10 protein-coding genes are annotated in these 15,548 nt (G+C 61.8%); 7 read left to right on the forward strand and 3 right to left on the reverse strand.

Going from position 1 to position 15,548, the window contains the following annotated elements; all coding sequences use genetic code 11:
• Positions 1–6 precede the first annotated feature (6 nt).
• Complete coding sequence (locus B9Z50_RS09945; protein ID WP_108363895.1) at positions 7–1,089, forward strand: AbrB family transcriptional regulator; 1,083 nt, start codon at positions 7–9, stop codon at positions 1,087–1,089.
• An 84-nt stretch (positions 1,090–1,173) separates the two neighbouring features.
• Here the strand turns inward: B9Z50_RS09945 and B9Z50_RS09950 are convergent, their stop codons facing one another.
• Positions 1,174–2,103, reverse strand: coding sequence for a hydroxymethylglutaryl-CoA lyase (locus B9Z50_RS09950; RefSeq protein WP_108363897.1), 930 nt, complete (start codon positions 2,101–2,103; stop codon positions 1,174–1,176).
• A 210-nt stretch (positions 2,104–2,313) separates the two neighbouring features.
• On the opposite strand from B9Z50_RS09950, the gene B9Z50_RS09955 reads away from it, so the two are divergent.
• The 4 genes from B9Z50_RS09955 to B9Z50_RS09970 all read left to right on the forward strand — a co-directional run bounded on the left by B9Z50_RS09955 (position 2,314) and on the right by B9Z50_RS09970 (position 6,014).
• The gene (locus tag B9Z50_RS09955; protein ID WP_108363899.1) at positions 2,314–4,545 is read left to right on the forward strand and encodes a malate synthase G; all 2,232 of its coding nucleotides are present in this window, start codon (positions 2,314–2,316) and stop codon (positions 4,543–4,545) included.
• A 234-nt stretch (positions 4,546–4,779) separates the two neighbouring features.
• Positions 4,780–5,013 carry a hypothetical protein gene (locus tag B9Z50_RS09960; protein ID WP_108363901.1) on the forward strand — a complete coding sequence of 78 codons (234 nt, stop codon included), beginning with the start codon at positions 4,780–4,782 and terminating at the stop codon, positions 5,011–5,013.
• Positions 5,014–5,024: 11 nt separating this feature from the next.
• The gene (locus B9Z50_RS09965) at positions 5,025–5,240 is read left to right on the forward strand and encodes a cysteine-rich CWC family protein (protein WP_108363903.1); all 216 of its coding nucleotides are present in this window, start codon (positions 5,025–5,027) and stop codon (positions 5,238–5,240) included.
• Between the two features lie 3 nt (positions 5,241–5,243).
• Entirely contained in the window at positions 5,244–6,014 is a 771-nt protein-coding gene (locus tag B9Z50_RS09970; RefSeq protein ID WP_108363905.1) for a class II glutamine amidotransferase, read from the forward strand.
• Positions 6,015–6,220: 206 nt separating this feature from the next.
• Here the strand turns inward: B9Z50_RS09970 and gshB are convergent, their stop codons facing one another.
• Both gshB and B9Z50_RS09980 read right to left on the reverse strand, forming a co-directional pair.
• Positions 6,221–7,162, reverse strand: coding sequence for a glutathione synthase (gshB, locus tag B9Z50_RS09975; RefSeq protein WP_108364366.1), 942 nt, complete (start codon positions 7,160–7,162; stop codon positions 6,221–6,223).
• Between the two features lie 286 nt (positions 7,163–7,448).
• Positions 7,449–8,945 carry an AMP nucleosidase gene (locus tag B9Z50_RS09980; RefSeq protein ID WP_108363907.1) on the reverse strand — a complete coding sequence of 499 codons (1,497 nt, stop codon included), beginning with the start codon at positions 8,943–8,945 and terminating at the stop codon, positions 7,449–7,451.
• A 722-nt stretch (positions 8,946–9,667) separates the two neighbouring features.
• On the opposite strand from B9Z50_RS09980, the gene B9Z50_RS09985 reads away from it, so the two are divergent.
• Both B9Z50_RS09985 and B9Z50_RS09990 read left to right on the forward strand, forming a co-directional pair.
• Positions 9,668–10,711, forward strand: a complete 1,044-nt coding sequence (locus tag B9Z50_RS09985) for an OmpA family protein (RefSeq protein WP_158270661.1) — start codon at positions 9,668–9,670, stop codon at positions 10,709–10,711.
• A 68-nt stretch (positions 10,712–10,779) separates the two neighbouring features.
• Entirely contained in the window at positions 10,780–15,456 is a 4,677-nt protein-coding gene (locus tag B9Z50_RS09990; RefSeq protein WP_108363911.1) for an Ig-like domain-containing protein, read from the forward strand.
• Positions 15,457–15,548: the final 92 nt, after the last annotated feature.

The following is a 15,548-nucleotide window of genomic DNA, read 5'->3' on the forward strand; positions in this document are numbered from 1 at the left end:
GGTCCGATGAACCTTCTTGAAATCCGTCGCATCGCGTTGACCTTGGTTGCGGCTTGGGCGGGTGCGCTCGTGTGTGTGGCGCTGCACACGCCCATTCCGTGGATGTTGGGGCCTTTGCTGGTCACGGCGGTGGCTTCTGTGATGGGCATCCCCACGCGCAGTGCGCCGCAGTTGCGCAATGCGGGGCAATGGGTGATTGGCGCGGTCTTGGGGCTGTACTTCACACCGCAGGTGGGGGCTTTGGTGCTGGGCTTGTGGTGGGCGATTGTGTTGGCCGTTGTATGGGCCTTGGCCTTGGGGGCATTGTTCGGTGCATGGCTCAAGCACAGGCATGCGAAGGAGTTGGCGCATTTGTCCCCCCGGGCTCGGCGGGCGACCACTTACTTTGCCAGTGCGATTGGTGGCGCTTCAGAGATGACCCTGATGGCCGAGCGCCACGGTGCACGCACCGACTGGGTAGCTGCAACGCACAGCCTGCGCTTGGTCTTGGTGGTGATGAGCGTGCCCTTTGCCATGCAGTGGGCGCAAAACCATTGGGGCTTGCAAGTGGACAGACGTTTGCTGCCCAGCCCTGTGGCGTTCCATGGTCCGGGCTTGCTGATGCTGGCGCTGGCCACCGCCTGTGGGGCGGCGGTCATGGTGTGGCTCAAACGCACCAACCCATGGTTCATGGGGGCTTTGCTGGTGTCCATGGGCATGACGCTGGCGGGCCTGGAGGGCTTGGCGGTGCCCGTGGTTTTGTCGAATGCGGCGCAGTTGGTGATTGGTGTCAGTCTGGGCGTGCGGTTCCAACGCGAGTTTGTGCATACTGCGCCGCGCTGGCTGGCCTCGGTGGTCCTGGGCACGCTGGTCATGATGCTGTTGTCGCTGGGCTTTGGCTGGTTGTTGGCGCACGCCACGGGGCTGCATCCGGCCACCCTCATCCTGGGCACATCGCCGGGTGGCATTGCCGAGATGGCCATCACGGCCAAGGTCTTGCAGTTGGGGGTGCCGGTGGTCACGGCCTTTCAGGTGTGCCGTCTGGTGGCGGTGCTGATCTTGGTGGGGCCGATTTTCCGATGGTGGGTGGAGCCCGATCAAGCCCGCTGACGCAGGCAAGTGGCCGTTGCATGCGCGGCGAAACAGCACCGTGGCCTTGCACGGGCCATCCAGCGCCTCTTTCGCCGTGTGAATTCAAGCGCCGGGCCAGCCCTTGGGCAGCCCAGCTTCGGGTGTCATGCCATACAGCGGCTCGCCAGGCAGTCCGGCTTGGAGTGGCTCGCGTGCGGCCATGAGCCGGCTCAGATCGACCCCGGTGGACACGCCCATGGCTTCGAACATGAACACCAAGTCTTCGGTGACCACATTGCCCGAAGCGCCCGGCGCATAGGGGCAGCCACCCAGCCCGCCCAGAGAGCTGTCGAATGTGCGCACGCCCGCCTCGTAAGCGGCCAGGCAATTGGCCAGGCCCAGGCCCCGGGTGTTGTGCATGTGGGCTGCGCCCGTCAAGTTGCCAATCTCGCTGAACAGCGCTTTGAACAAGCGTGTCACCTGCGCCGGGTTGCCCATGCCGGTGGTGTCCGACAGGCCAATTTCGTCCACACCCGCCTGCGCCAGTTGCGTCGCCAAGCGCAGCACATCGCTCTCGGGCACCTGGCCTTGCAAAGTGCAACCAAAGGCGGTGGATATGCCCACTTCGACCGGCACGCCGGGCGCGAACTCGTCACGCAGGCGCAAAACCGCTTTGACTTCTTCGACCATGGCCTCGGGCGTTTTGCGCACATTCGCCATGGAGTGCGCGGGGCTGGCCGATACCGGCAGGGTGAGCTTTTGCGCCCCGGCCTGCAGCGCCGCTTGGGCACCGCGCAAATTGGGCACCAGCGCCATCACCCTAACGCCGCTGTGGCGCAGCGCGTGCTGCACCACCTGCGCGGCATCGGCCATTTGGGGCAGCAGTTGGGCGGGCACAAACGAGGCGACTTCGATTTCGCGCAGGCCTGCTGCGGCGAGCGCGTCGATCCAGCGCAGCTTGTCGGCAGTCGGCATGGTGGCCTTGACCGATTGCAGGCCATCGCGCGGGCCGACTTCGCTGATCAGGATTTCTGGACTTGGCAGACGTGTCATGCCTGAATTAAACCGCAGTGCGCGGCGGCGTTGGGATCAGGCCAAATGGGCCTGCATTTGTGCATAAAAGTCATGGGTCTATGAAGATCTGGCGGGTTTATCGGCGTCTAAATTTAGAATAGAGTGTTTGATTCCTTGGGCTCCACAGCAGCACGCCTGCTTTGAACAGAGGCCCCACCCCATTTTTTTGACTTGACCCCAGAGGTTTTCATGACTGCACGCACCGCGATTCACAACCTGCAAGTGGCCAACCCACTGCTGAGTTTCATCAACGACCAGATGCTGCCCGCCACCGGCGTGGACAAAGACAAGTTCTGGAAAGGCTTCAACGACATCGTGGCTGACCTGGCCCCGAAAAACATCGCTTTGCTGGCCGAGCGTGACCGCATCCAGACCGCCATGGACGAGTGGCACACCGCCAACCCTGGCCCCGTGGCAGAAGGCAAGGCCATGAAGGCCTACCGCAAATACCTCGCGCAAATTGGCTACCTGGTGCCCGAGCCCAAAAACGCCCAAGCCACGACCGCCAACGTGGACGCCGAGCTGGCCAAACTGGCCGGCCCTCAGTTGGTCGTGCCCATTTTGAACGCCCGTTACGCCCTGAATGCGGCCAACGCCCGTTGGGGTTCTTTGTACGACGCGCTGTACGGCACCGACGCCATCTCTGAGGCCGACGGCTGCGAAAAAGGCACGGGCTACAACCCCAAGCGCGGCGCCAAAGTCATCGACTACTGCCGCAACGTGCTCGACCGCACAGCCCCTCTCAAGACCGGCTCGCATGTGGGCAGCAAGGGCTACGCCGTCAAAGCGGGCAAGCTGGTGGCGACCCTGGCCAATGGCAAAAACACCAGCTTGGCCAATGACAAGCAATTCGTGGGCTACACCGGCGCCGCATCAGCCCCAGCTTCGGTGCTGTTCGTGCACAACGGCATCCACCTCGATCTGCAAATCAACAAGACCACCGCCATCGGCCAGACCGACCCCGCAGGCGTGTCCGACCTGATCGCTGAAAGCGCCTTGTCCACCATCCTCGACCTGGAAGACTCGGTCGCCGCAGTGGATGCCGACGACAAAGTGCTGGCCTATGCCAACTGGCTGGGCATCTTGCAAGGCACCTTGAGCGAAGAAGTGCAAAAGGGCGGCAAGACCTTCACCCGCACCATGAACGGTGACCGCGAGTACACCAAGCCTGCGGGCAAAGGCACCGTCAAGCTGCATGGCCGCTCGCTCATGTTTGTGCGCAACGTCGGTCATCTGATGACCAACCCCGCCATCCTCTACAAAGCCGCCGACGGCAGCACCAAAGAGATCCCTGAAGGCATCCTGGACGCTATGATCACCGTGACCTGCGCCTTGGTGGACTTGCAGAAAAAGTCTTCGCACCCCCTGCGCAACAGCCGCACCGGCAGCGTCTACATCGTCAAGCCCAAGATGCACGGCCCCAAGGAAGTCGCGTTTGCCGACGAGCTGTTTGGTCGCGTGGAAAAAGTCATCGGCATGAAGCCTTCCACCGTCAAGCTGGGCATCATGGACGAAGAGCGCCGCACCAGCGCCAACCTCAAAGCCTGTATCGCTGCTGCCAAGAGCCGCGTGGCCTTCATCAACACCGGCTTCCTGGACCGCACCGGCGACGAGATGCACACCTGCATGCTGGCCGGCCCCGTCATGCGCAAGGGCGATATCAAAAACAGCACCTGGCTGGGCGCGTACGAGAAGAACAACGTCAACGTGGGCCTGGCCTGCGGCCTGCGCGGCCGTGCCCAGATCGGCAAAGGCATGTGGGCCATGCCCGACCTGATGGCCGACATGTTGAAAGCCAAGATCGGCCACCCCATGGCCGGTGCCAACACCGCCTGGGTGCCCAGCCCCACTGCCGCCACACTGCACGCCATGCACTACCACCAGGTGGACGTGCCCGCCCTGCAAAAGCAGATGGAAAAAGCGGTTGCCAAGCAAGACCCGAAACAACTGCGCGAAGACACGCTCAACGCTTTGCTGCAGTTCCCTGTGGTCGCCAAAGACGCGGCCAACTGGTCTGAAGAAGACAAGCAAAAAGAACTCGACAACAACGCCCAAGGCATCTTGGGTTATGTGGTGCGCTGGGTCGACCAAGGTGTGGGCTGCTCCAAGGTGCCCGACATCAACGGCGTGGGCCTGATGGAAGACCGTGCAACCTTGCGCATCAGCAGCCAGCACATGGCCAACTGGATGCAGCACGGTGTCGTGACCGAAAAGCAAGTCAAGCAAACCATGGAGCGCATGGCCGCCGTGGTGGACGCGCAAAACGCGGGCGACGCGGCTTACCAGCCCATGGCCGGTAACTTGGCCAAGTCGGCGGCGTACAAAGCGGCGTGCGACCTGGTCTTCAAAGGCAAGGCGCAACCCAGCGGTTACACCGAGCCATTGCTGCACGCCTGGCGTTTGAAGGTCAAAGCGGCCTGATTTTGGGCAGGTCTGACACTTGAAAAACGGCTCCTTTGGGAGCCGTTTTCTTTGATAGACGTCGTGGCCACGTTCTTGCAAATGCCTTTTTTAGGAGCCTACCCCTTGGGCGATGGCTTGAGGGCGTGAGCCACGCCCATCGCCCACAGGTGGGCTCCTGCGATGGTGCAAAAAGTGCAGACCTCAGGGACGCCATTGGACATGCCTGAAAATAGGGGTTTTCAGGAGGGCGCGATGCGCTGGATAGACCGGATTCCGATGTTGTGGTTGGTGGGCATCGCCCTGTACTTGGCGGGGGCCCCCTTTGTGCCCGAGCCGCACTTGACCGAAAAATGGCGCATGTTGTTGGACGGTACGTTGAGCAAACCCATCGACATCTTTGACTTCTTGTTGCATACCGTGCCCATGGTGGTGCTGGCCATTCGCCTGTGGCGTGACGCACAGCGCCGCCGTCAGGGCAAGGACTGAGCCCCGCCGCCATGACACAGCCTGTCCTTGACCCTTGCCGCTGCCCCTTGTGCGGGATGCCCAACGCCTGCGCCATGGCCTGCGGTGACCAAGTGGCCACAGGGCCCTGCTGGTGCACGCGGGTGCAGTTCAGCGCCGATTTGCTGGCGCAGGTGCCCGAAGCCGCTCGCAACCGGTCTTGTATTTGTCAACGCTGCGCGACCCCTGAACCGGCGCTGAAGGACTGAACCATGTGCCAACTGCTCGGCATGAACTGCAACACCCCCACCGATGTGACCTTCAGCTTCAGCGGCTTTGCGCAGCGCGGAGGCATCACCGACCACCATGGCGACGGCTGGGGCATTGCTTTTTTTGAAGGGCAGGGTGTGCGCCACTTTGTGGACCACCAAAGCGCCAGCACCTCGCCGATTGCCGACCTGATTCGGCGCTATCCGATCCAAAGCCAAAACGTCATCGCCCACATTCGCAAAGCCACGCAGGGCGAAGTGAGCCTGGAAAACTGCCACCCCTTTGTGCGTGAGTTGTGGGGCCGCTACTGGGTTTTTGCGCACAACGGCAACTTGGTGGATTACGCGCCGCGCCTGCACGGCAGCTTCAAGCCCGTGGGCCAGACCGACAGCGAGCGCGCGTTTTGCTGGCTCATGCAAGAGTTGGCCAAGTCACATGCCAGTGTGCCCAGTGTGCAAGAGTTGTCACTGACGCTGCGCGAGTTGGTGCCGCAGATCGCCCGGTATGGCACCTTCAATTTCTTGCTGTCCAACGGCCAGGCACTGTGGTCGCACGCCAGCACCAACTTGCACTACGTGCTGCGCAGACACCCGTTCACCCGCGCGACCCTGAGTGACGATGACCTGAGCGTGAACTTTGCCGAACACACCCGAGAGACCGACCGTGTGGCGGTGGTGGTCACGCAGCCACTCACCACCGATGAAAGCTGGGTAGCGTTTGAGCCAGGTCGGGTTTACACCTTTGAAGGCGGTAGTTTGACCGCGACCCGTTGATGCTTCCCTGTAGGAGCGGTCTCCGACCGCGATCGGCCACGCCGCCCCCGTCTAGTAGGAGCGGTCTCTGACCGCGAAAAACCTGACCAAACCCGATCGAGGTCAGAGACCGCTCCTACATAGGCACCCAAGGCATTTGCGCGCAGAAACTCACCCCGTGCGCGATGGTTTGTTGGGCGTGTCCTCCCAATCGCCCACAGGGCGCTTTACAGCGCCGCTTCCACCGCGTCCCAAAACAGCGCTGCCACATCACACCCCATCTGGTCGGTGATTTCCTGAAAGCATGTCGGGCTGGTCACGTTGATCTCGGTCAGGCTATCGCCAATGATGTCCAGGCCCACCAGCATCAAACCGCGTGCGAAGAGGATCGGGCCCAGCGTTTCAGCGATTTCTCGGTCACGCGCCGAAATCGGTTGCGCCACGCCCTTACCACCCGCCGCCAGGTTGCCGCGCACTTCACCGCCTTGCGGAATACGGGCCAGGCAAAACGGCACGGGCTTGCCGCCGATCAGCAGCACGCGCTTGTCGCCTTGCGCGATCCCAGGCAAGAACTTTTGCACCATGATGGTTTGTGCGCCGCCCTGGTTCAGTGTTTCGATGATCGCCCCCAGGTTCAGGCCGTCAGCGCCCACCTTGAAGATGCCTGTGCCGCCCATGCCATCCAAAGGCTTCAAGATGATGGTGCCATGCTCGGCATGGAAGGCGCGGATGTCGGCCTCGCTGCGCGTGACCAGGGTCGGCGCGATGAACTGCGGGAACTCCAAGATGGCCAGCTTTTCGGGGTGGTTGCGCAAGGCAGCAGGGCTGTTGAAGACCTTGGCGCCTTCACGCTCGGCTTGGCTCAGCAGGTGCGTGGCGTAAAAGTATTCGCTGTCAAAGGGCGGGTCGGTGCGCATGATGACCGCGTCAAAGTCCTTGAGGTTGGCGCGGCGCGTGGCGGTCTGGGTGAACCAGGCGTCTGGCTGGCCGGTGAGCGTGATGTCGCGCACCTGGGCAGAGACCGCTTGGCCTTGCTGCCAGCGCACATCGGTCATCTGGCAGGCCACGACCTGGTGGCCGCGTTTTTGCGCTTCGCGCATCATCGAAAACGTGGTGTCCTTGTAAATCTTGAAGGACTCGAGGGGGTCGGCAATGAAGAGGATGTGCATAGGTTCATTGTAGGAGGTGATCATGTTGGCTCAAACATCAATGTCGGTGAAGGCTCAAACGTCAACGGCCACAAGGACCAACCGTCATTGCGAGCGAAGCGCGGCAATCCATGGATCGCTTCGTACCTCGCGATGACGGCCTAAGGGCAATGGCGAGGACGGCCCAAAGGGCAATGGCGGTGACGGCTCAAACGTCAACGGCCATAAGGACCAACCGTCATTGCGAGTGAAGCGCGGCAATCCATGGATCGCTTCGTACCTCGCATTGAAGCCCTCGTGACCATCATTATTGAAACGCCACCTCCGCAAAGCTGCGCAGCTTTCGGCTGTGCAGTTGCTCGGGGCCAGCGTCGCGCAGCAGCGTCACGGCACGGATGCCGATTTGCAAGTGCTGGTTCACCCGCTCGCGGTAAAAGTGGTTGGCCATGCCGGGCAGCTTGATCTCGCCGTGCAGCGGCTTGTCGCTCACGCACAGCAAGGTGCCGTAGGGCACCCGAAAACGGAAACCGTTGGCGGCAATGGTCGCGCTCTCCATGTCCAGCGCCACGGCGCGGCTTTGGCTGAAGCGCCGCTGTGGTTTGTTGTCAGGCAACAGCTCCCAGTTGCGGTTGTCGGTGCTGGCCACGGTGCCGGTGCGCATCAGGCGTTTGAGGTCTGAGCCATGACAGCCCGTGACCTCGGACACAGCCCGCTCCAGCGCCAACTGCACCTCGGCCAGCGCCGGAATGGGCACCCACAGCGGCAGCTCCTCGTCCAGCACATGGTCTTCGCGCACATACGCGTGGGCCAGCACGTAGTCACCCAGCTGCTGCGTGGTGCGCAGGCCCGCGCAGTGGCCCAGCATCAGCCAAGCGTGCGGGCGAAGCACCGCAATGTGGTCGGTGATGGTCTTGGCGTTGGCCGGGCCGACGCCGATGTTGACCATGGTGATGCCGCTGTGGCCCTTGCGTACCAAGTGGTAGCCGGGCATTTGCGGCAGTCGCGGCGGCGTTTGGCCCAGGGCGTCCACGTCCTCAGGGTCTAGGCCCACACGGCGCGTGACCATGTTGCCGGGCTCGACAAAGGCAACGTACTCGCTGTCCGGGTTTTGCATTTCGGCGCGGCCCAGGGCAATGAACTCGTCGATGTAGAACTGGTAATTGGTGAACAACACGTAGTTCTGAAACCAGCGCGGCGAGGTCCCGGTGTAGTGGCGCAGGCGCTGCAGCGAGTAATCGATGCGGGGCGCGGTGAACAGTGACAGCGGTCGACCTTCTGCCGCAGTGGGCTCGTGTGTGCCATTGGCAATGCCGTCGTCCATGGTGGTCAGGTCCGGCAGGTCAAACACCTCGCGCATTTGCGCCTGGCGCTCGGGGCTCAGGCTGCCTTCCATGTGCTCGTCGTCGGCAAACGAAAAGTGGATGGGGATGGGCTGGTTGCTGGTGCCCACTTGCAGGCTTACGCCGTGGTTTTGCAGCAGCAGCGCCAGTTGCTGTCGGATGTAGAAGGCGAACAGGTCGGGCCGAGTCAAGCTGGTTTCAAACCGGCCGGTCTCGGCCACAAAGCCGTAACTCAAGCGGCTGTTCAGACCTTCATGTTTGCGGCTGGCGCTGGTGATCTGCACCCGCACAAAGGGGTAAAACGCCCGCACTCGGGTGTCTGTCATGTCTGCGCCCGCCACAAATTCGCGCATGGCTTGGCGCAGGTGGGTCACGCTGTGCTGGTAAATGTGCTGAATTTGTGCCAAGGCGCTGTCGGCATCGTGGTGCTCGGAGGGGGCAATAAAAGCGGGCAGATGCTGCATTGAGTGTCTTTCGTCTGTTGTTTCAGTGGAGTGGCTCCAGGCGCGCATCCATCGGCGTCACGGTTTTGGAGTCCGAAAGTGCCAAGCCTTTTTAATTTGAACAACCACTGCCAAGTATTTTTGCAGATCAGGGGTAAGGGTCGAACCGCTTGGGCAGTGCTGCGCTTGGTTTCAGTTTGTTCGGTTGCTCTGAAGTACAGGTCGTCATGACCATGTTCAGCCGCATCCATTTTTTCCCGGTGATAAGTCCGTTGTACACGATTTCAATGACACATCACACCCTTGGTCATACCTCAAGGGTTGAGTTTCCCAATTTCCTTATGGCCTTCACTTCAGCCCTGCGCGGCGCCCGCGGAATAGCCCGTGCTTTTTTGTAACAAAAATAAACAGTTGATGGTTTTGATGAATTAAACCCAATTAAATATTTAGAATTCATCGAAATTGAATCTTTTAATATTCTTTTGATTGGTTGACCGAGTAATTTTGAAACGTCATTGGACTCACTTTGCACCCTGATCCATCTCATTTTTGATGATTGATCAGTTTGCCTCTGTTTTTTGCAAGCTTTGTCTAACCACGTCGTTGCCTTGTGACCTGTCTGCAAAACCGCCTGCGCTGGAGTGGTCTTAATTGTTTCATTTATTACAAATTAAAACCACAAAGAACTTAATTTTTGAATATCGACTGATAAAGTGAATACCAAAACATTATTTTTTAAGATGATGAACCACCACCTCTTGCCCCCTTACTTGTCGCTGCTGCAGCGCTCCTTTCTTGTTTCACGTGGGCGTACTGGCACGCTTGGCCGCTGGGCACGCTGGGCTGTGCTAGGTGTGTGCCTGGCCTTACCGGCCGTGCAGGCGCAAATGGCCCCCAGCTTGCAAACTGGTCAAGACGGCCCCAACGCCCGCATTGAAGTCCTGGGCGCTGCCTTTGAGCCGCTGGGGGCGGTGGCAGCGCACCAAAGCCGTTTGGTGCTGTACCGCCAGGCTTCGCAGCAAAGCTTGCCGGGGGTGACGGCGGCCTTCATTGAGGGGCGGTACCACACCTCTTTGGTGGCGGGTGGCTTTACGGCTTTGTGCCTGGCGCCGGGCCAGTTGCAGGTGGGTGCGCGTCAGAGCTGGGTGGGGCGCACGGCGCGCGACGTGTACGACGCGATCACGCAGCTGGAGTTGTTGCCCGGGCAAACCCATTACATGTCGGTGCATGTCGATGGCGGGCGTGCGCTTTTTAAGCCCGTCTCCTCGGCTCAGGCACTCAAAGAAATGGCCTCTACGCGGGCGCAGATGCACGCTGTCTCGCGCGTTATAGGGGCGCAAGAGTGCGAGCGCCCGGCGCAGGCGCAGGCGCAGGCGCAGGCGCCCATGCCCGAGCAGGACGAGCCTTTCATGTTGTTGGCGGACATGGCCTTTGAGTTTGGGCAGTCTGCGATGGAGGGCATGACGCAGCAGGGCAAGGTGGCGCTGCAGACTGTGTTGGTCCAGGCGAAACGCGAATTTGAGCAGGTCCAGCGCGTGCTGGTCACGGGCCACGCCGACCCGCTGGGCTCTGCGCCGTTTAACGAGCGCTTGTCGCTGCAGCGGGCGCAGACGGTCGGCCAATACCTGCAAAGCACGGGGCTGACGCAAGGCCCCATTGCGGTGCGGGGCGTGGGCTCGAGCCAATTGCTGGTGAGCGACTGCCCCAGCGCCGTCTCTGCGCGCAGCGTTGCGTGCAACGGCCCCAACCGCCGAGTCGTTATTGAGCTGTTTGGCCAACGCCGCTGAACACCACTGGCGGTGCACTGCAGACCAGGCACAGCCGAACAGATACATCAAGACAGGGAGAGATCACCATGGCCAAAAAATTCAAAATCCTCGCCAGCACGGGCAAAGCCGACACGGACAAGACCTATGAAGTCGAGCAGGGCCAGGGGGCTGGCGCCAAGCCTTTGCGCATTCAGGCCCAAGCCGGGGAGAAGTACCAGTTGCAGGAGTTGGACCAGGCGCAACCAGCGGCGCCCAACTACATCAAGGTCAAGCGGGTGGGCAAGCACTTGCACATCTTGCTGGAGGGCAGTCAAGAGGCAGATCTCATCTTGGAGGACTACTACGAGGTGATGCCTGAGGGCTACAACGGTGTGGTCGGTCAGGACCAAAGCGGGGCATTTTATGAATACATTCCGGAAGATCCCGATGTCAAGGGCCTCATTGGCTCCTTGAGCGATGGGGAGCCTGCGGTCAGTGTGGTGTTGGGGGGGGCAGAGGTCTCGGGGACGGGCGCTGAGCCGCAGGGAGCCGCTGCTTTGGCGGTGCTGGCCTTCAATCCTTTGCTGGCGGCAGCGGGTGTGCTGGGTGCGGGGGCTGCGGCTGCGGCTGCGGCGGGCACAGCGGGTGCAGCCGGTGCAACGGGCGAGACCGGTGCTGTGGCCGATGCCTTGGCGGCCATTGCCGCTGCGGCAGAAAACAACACGGCAGGCACGCTCACGCCGCAAAGCTATGCGGCAGCGGGCATCACCGGGGTGGACGCGGGCAACGTGGCGGCCATCAACAGCGCCTTGAACTCGGGCGTGCCGGGCCAGGCGCCAGCTGCTGGCGGCATCAGCGGCGCAGAGGCGGACACCGCAGCCAAAGTGCAAGCCATTGTGGACGCCTATCGCGCCATCTTGACCGAAGCCAACGACACCAACGCCAACGCGGGTGACACCACCCCTGACGCCACGCCGAGCGTGGACCCGACAGCGGCGCAATACGCCGCCATGGGCGCGAACATCGGTACTGCTGCGACAGATGCAGAAAACCTCGCACTCTTGAACTACATCGTGGGCGCAAGCCAAGCCACTGACGTGGACACGGTGGCCAAGCTCAACGACTTGGCGCGCATCGCCAACGCCATCCAGGCCACTGCAGCGGGCCAAACGCCCAATCCAGCCTTGACCCCTGCCGACTTCGCCAAAGCGGGCATTGCAGGCGTGACAGCGCAAAACATCGCTGCCATCAACGCTGCCATTGCCGCCAAGAACGACAACGGCACAGAAACCGACACCTTGGCCAAAGTGCAAACCGTGGTGGATGCGGTCAACGCGGACACCACGCCAGTGCCCGAGGGCATCAAGACCACGCTGAGCTTGGAGCCGATCACGGGTGACAACCTGATTGATGCGACCGAGGGGGCCGCTCCTGCGCTGAGCGTCACGGGCCGGGTGGGTGGCGCGTTTGCAGCCGGTGACCTGATCACCTTGAGTCTGAACGGGCGCACCTACGTGGCCATTGCCGCCGCTGACGGGCGCTTTAGCGTGAACGTGGCGATGGTCGACCTCAAGGCCGACCCCGACACACAAATCGAAGCGAGCGTGCGCGGCACGGGTGGCGACACGGCCACCGCCAGCCAAGACTACGTGGTCGACAGCGCCACGACCCCCACGCAAACTGCCTTGGTGCTCGATGCGGTCACGGGAGACAACTTCATCAGCGGCGCAGAGCGCACGGGCAGCGTGGCCATCACGGGCAAAGTGGTGGGCAAATTCAGCGCGGGCGACACCGTCACGCTCAGCCTGAACAACAAGACCTTCAGCGGCCCCGCGCAAGCCAACGGTCAGTTCAGCATCAACGTGCACGCAGAGGACTTGTTGGCTGACGCCGACACCCGCATCGAAGCGCGCGTGAGCGGCACGGGCGGCACGGCAGCGACCGCGTCGCAAGACTACGGCGTGGATGCCAGCACCACGCCAGTGCCCGAGGGCATCAAGACCACGCTGAGCTTGGAGCCGATCACGGGTGACAACCTGATCGATGCGACCGAGGGGGCCGCTCCTGCGCTGAGCGTCACGGGCCGGGTGGGCGGCGCGTTTGCGGCCGGTGACCTGATCACCTTGAGCCTGAACGGGCGCACCTACGTGGGCATTGCCGCCGCTGACGGGCGCTTTAGCGTGAACGTGGCGATGGTCGACCTCAAGGCCGACCCCGACACACAAATCGAAGCGAGCGTGCGCGGCACGGGGGGCGACACGGCCACTGCCAGCCAAGACTACGTGGTCGACAGCGCCACGACCCCCACCCAAACGGCCCTGGTGCTCGATGCGGTCACGGGTGACAACTTCATCAGCGGCGCAGAGCGCACGGGCAGCGTGGCCATCACGGGCAAAGTGGTGGGTAAATTCAGCGCGGGCGACACCGTCACGCTCAGCCTGAACAACAAGACCTTCAGCGGCCCCGCGCAAGCCAACGGTCAGTTCAGCATCAACGTGCCGGCAGAGGACTTGTTGGCTGACGCCGACACCCGCATCGAAGCGCGCGTGAGCGGCACGGGCGGCACGGCAGCGACCGCGTCGCAAGACTACGGCGTGGCGCAAGACAGCGACAACGTGGCACAGGCGCTTGTGGCCATTCGGGATGCAGCGCAAAACAACACAGCCAGCGCCACATCGCCCAGCCTGGCCCAATACACCCAAGCGGGTGTGGCTGGGGTGACGGAACAAAATCTTGCTGCTGTCAATGACGCGCTCAACAGCGCCGCCATCACCGGCGCGCAAGTGGACACGCCCGCCAAAGTCCAGACCTTGGTCGACGCCTACAGAGCCATCTTGGCCGAGGCCAACGACACCAACGCGAATGTGGGTGACACCACTCCCGACGCCACACCGACAGTGGACCCCACAGCTGCGCAGTACGCCGCTATCGGTGCGAACATTGGCCAAGCGGCCATAGACGCCGACAACCTGGCGCTTTTGAACGACATCGTGGGTGCAAGCCAAGGGTCGGACGTGGACACGGTGGCCAAGCTCAACGAGTTGGCACGCATCGCCAACGCGATCCAGGCCACCGCAGCTGGCCAAACGCCAAGCCCTGCGCTGACCCCAGCAGACTTTGCCAAAGCCGGCTTTGCAGGCGTGACGCCCGCCAACATCGCCGCTGTGAACACCGCCATTGCCACTAAAAACGACAACGGTAGCGAAACCGACAGCTTGGCCAAAGTGCAAACGGCGGTGGACGCAGGCGTAGCCGCGCAAGCAGCTAACCAAGCCGCCCAAACAGCGGCTTTGAACGTGATCGCCACTTACGCCGAAACCGGCGTCACAGCGCCCGCAGTTACGGACTACGCCACAGCTGGCGTGACGGGTGTGGACGCGAACAATTTGGCAGCGGTCAACAGCGCCATCAACGCCCAAGCGGGTGCGGACGGCACAGCGGGCAACGCAGACGACCGAGGCGCAGCGGACACCACACCCGAAGTGCAAGCGATCGTCGATGCCTATAGAGCCATCTTGGCCGAGGCCAACGGACTTGCAGCCGATGCCACACCGAGCGTTGACCCGACAGCGGCGCAGTTCGCCGCCATTGGCGCGAACATTGGCGCTGCGGCCACCGATGCAGAAAACCTCGCACTTTTGAACGAGATCGTGGGCGCAAGCCAAGTGTCGGACTTGGACACCGTTGCCGAAATCAACAACTTGGCGCGCATCGCCAACGCGATCCAGGCCACAGCAGCGGGCCAAGCGCCAAGCCCTGCGCTGACTCCTGCCGACTACGCCAAAGCGGGCATTGCAGGCGTGACAGCGCAAAACATTGCAGCAGTGAACGCCGCGATTGCTGCCAAGAACGACAACGGCACAGAAACCGACACCCTGGCCAAAGTGCAAGCAGCGGTGGACGCTGGCATCAGTGCGCAAGCAGCGACCCAGGCCGCGCAAGCCGCAGCATTGAACGTCATCGCCAATTACGCCGAAAGCGGCGTCACAGCGCCCACAGTTACCGACTACGCCACGGCAGGCGTGAGTGGTGTGGACGCGAACAACTTGGCAGCTGTCAACAGCGCCATCAATGCCCAAGCTGGGGCTGACACCACCGTGGGCACCCCAGACGACCGAGGTGCAGCGGACACCACGCCCGAAGTGCAAGCGATCGTGGACGCCTACAAAGCCATCTTGGCCGAAGCCAACGACACGGCCGCCACAAGCGGCAACAACACGAGCGATGCAACGCCTGGCGTCAACCCGACAGCGGCGCAGTACGCCGCCGTTGGCGCGAACATTGGCCAAGCCGCCACCGATCCAGAAAACCTGGCCCTGCTCAACGAGATCGTGGGCGCCAGCCAAGTGTCGGACGTCGACACCGTTACAGAAATCAATGACTTAGCGCGCATCGCCAACGCCATTCAAGCCACAGCAGCAGGCCAACCCCCAAGCCCAGCTTTGACTCCTGCAGACTTTGCCAAAGCCGGCTTTGCAGGCGTGACAGCCGACAACCTGGCAGCCGTCAACGCTGCCATTGCAGCCAAGGCCAACGATGGCACTGAAACCGACACCCTGACCAAAGTGCAAACGGCGGTGGACGCAGGCATCACTGCGCAAGCAGCGGCCCAGGCCGCACAAGCTGCAGCATTGAACGTCATCGCTGACTATGCCGAAACAGGCGTCACAGCTCCGGCAGTCACCGACTACGCCACAGCTGGCGTGAGTGGTGTGGACGCGAACAATTTGGCCGCAGTGTTGATTCACTTACCAAACAGAGCCAGACTTCACGTTCAAATATGAGCCACTTGGTTATTGATGTTTTATTTCAAGATTGTGGATAAGTCTGGTGATAAAGCTGTTTCCTCGTCTCCTTTCGATTGCTTTGTTCTACT

The organism is Limnohabitans sp. Bal53 (genome assembly GCF_003063355.1).
Lineage (GTDB): Bacteria > Pseudomonadota > Gammaproteobacteria > Burkholderiales > Burkholderiaceae_C > Limnohabitans_A.

Coding starts and splice junctions, on each gene's coding strand:
- B9Z50_RS09945 (WP_108363895.1), top strand. CDS start 7: ATGAACCTTCTTGAAATCCGTCGCATCGCGTTGACCTTGGTTGCGGCT.
- B9Z50_RS09950 (WP_108363897.1), bottom strand. CDS start 2,103: ATGACACGTCTGCCAAGTCCAGAAATCCTGATCAGCGAAGTCGGCCCG.
- B9Z50_RS09955 (WP_108363899.1), top strand. CDS start 2,314: ATGACTGCACGCACCGCGATTCACAACCTGCAAGTGGCCAACCCACTG.
- B9Z50_RS09960 (WP_108363901.1), top strand. CDS start 4,780: ATGCGCTGGATAGACCGGATTCCGATGTTGTGGTTGGTGGGCATCGCC.
- B9Z50_RS09965 (WP_108363903.1), top strand. CDS start 5,025: ATGACACAGCCTGTCCTTGACCCTTGCCGCTGCCCCTTGTGCGGGATG.
- B9Z50_RS09970 (WP_108363905.1), top strand. CDS start 5,244: ATGTGCCAACTGCTCGGCATGAACTGCAACACCCCCACCGATGTGACC.
- gshB (WP_108364366.1), bottom strand. CDS start 7,162: ATGCACATCCTCTTCATTGCCGACCCCCTCGAGTCCTTCAAGATTTAC.
- B9Z50_RS09980 (WP_108363907.1), bottom strand. CDS start 8,945: ATGCAGCATCTGCCCGCTTTTATTGCCCCCTCCGAGCACCACGATGCC.
- B9Z50_RS09985 (WP_158270661.1), top strand. CDS start 9,668: ATGAACCACCACCTCTTGCCCCCTTACTTGTCGCTGCTGCAGCGCTCC.
- B9Z50_RS09990 (WP_108363911.1), top strand. CDS start 10,780: ATGGCCAAAAAATTCAAAATCCTCGCCAGCACGGGCAAAGCCGACACG.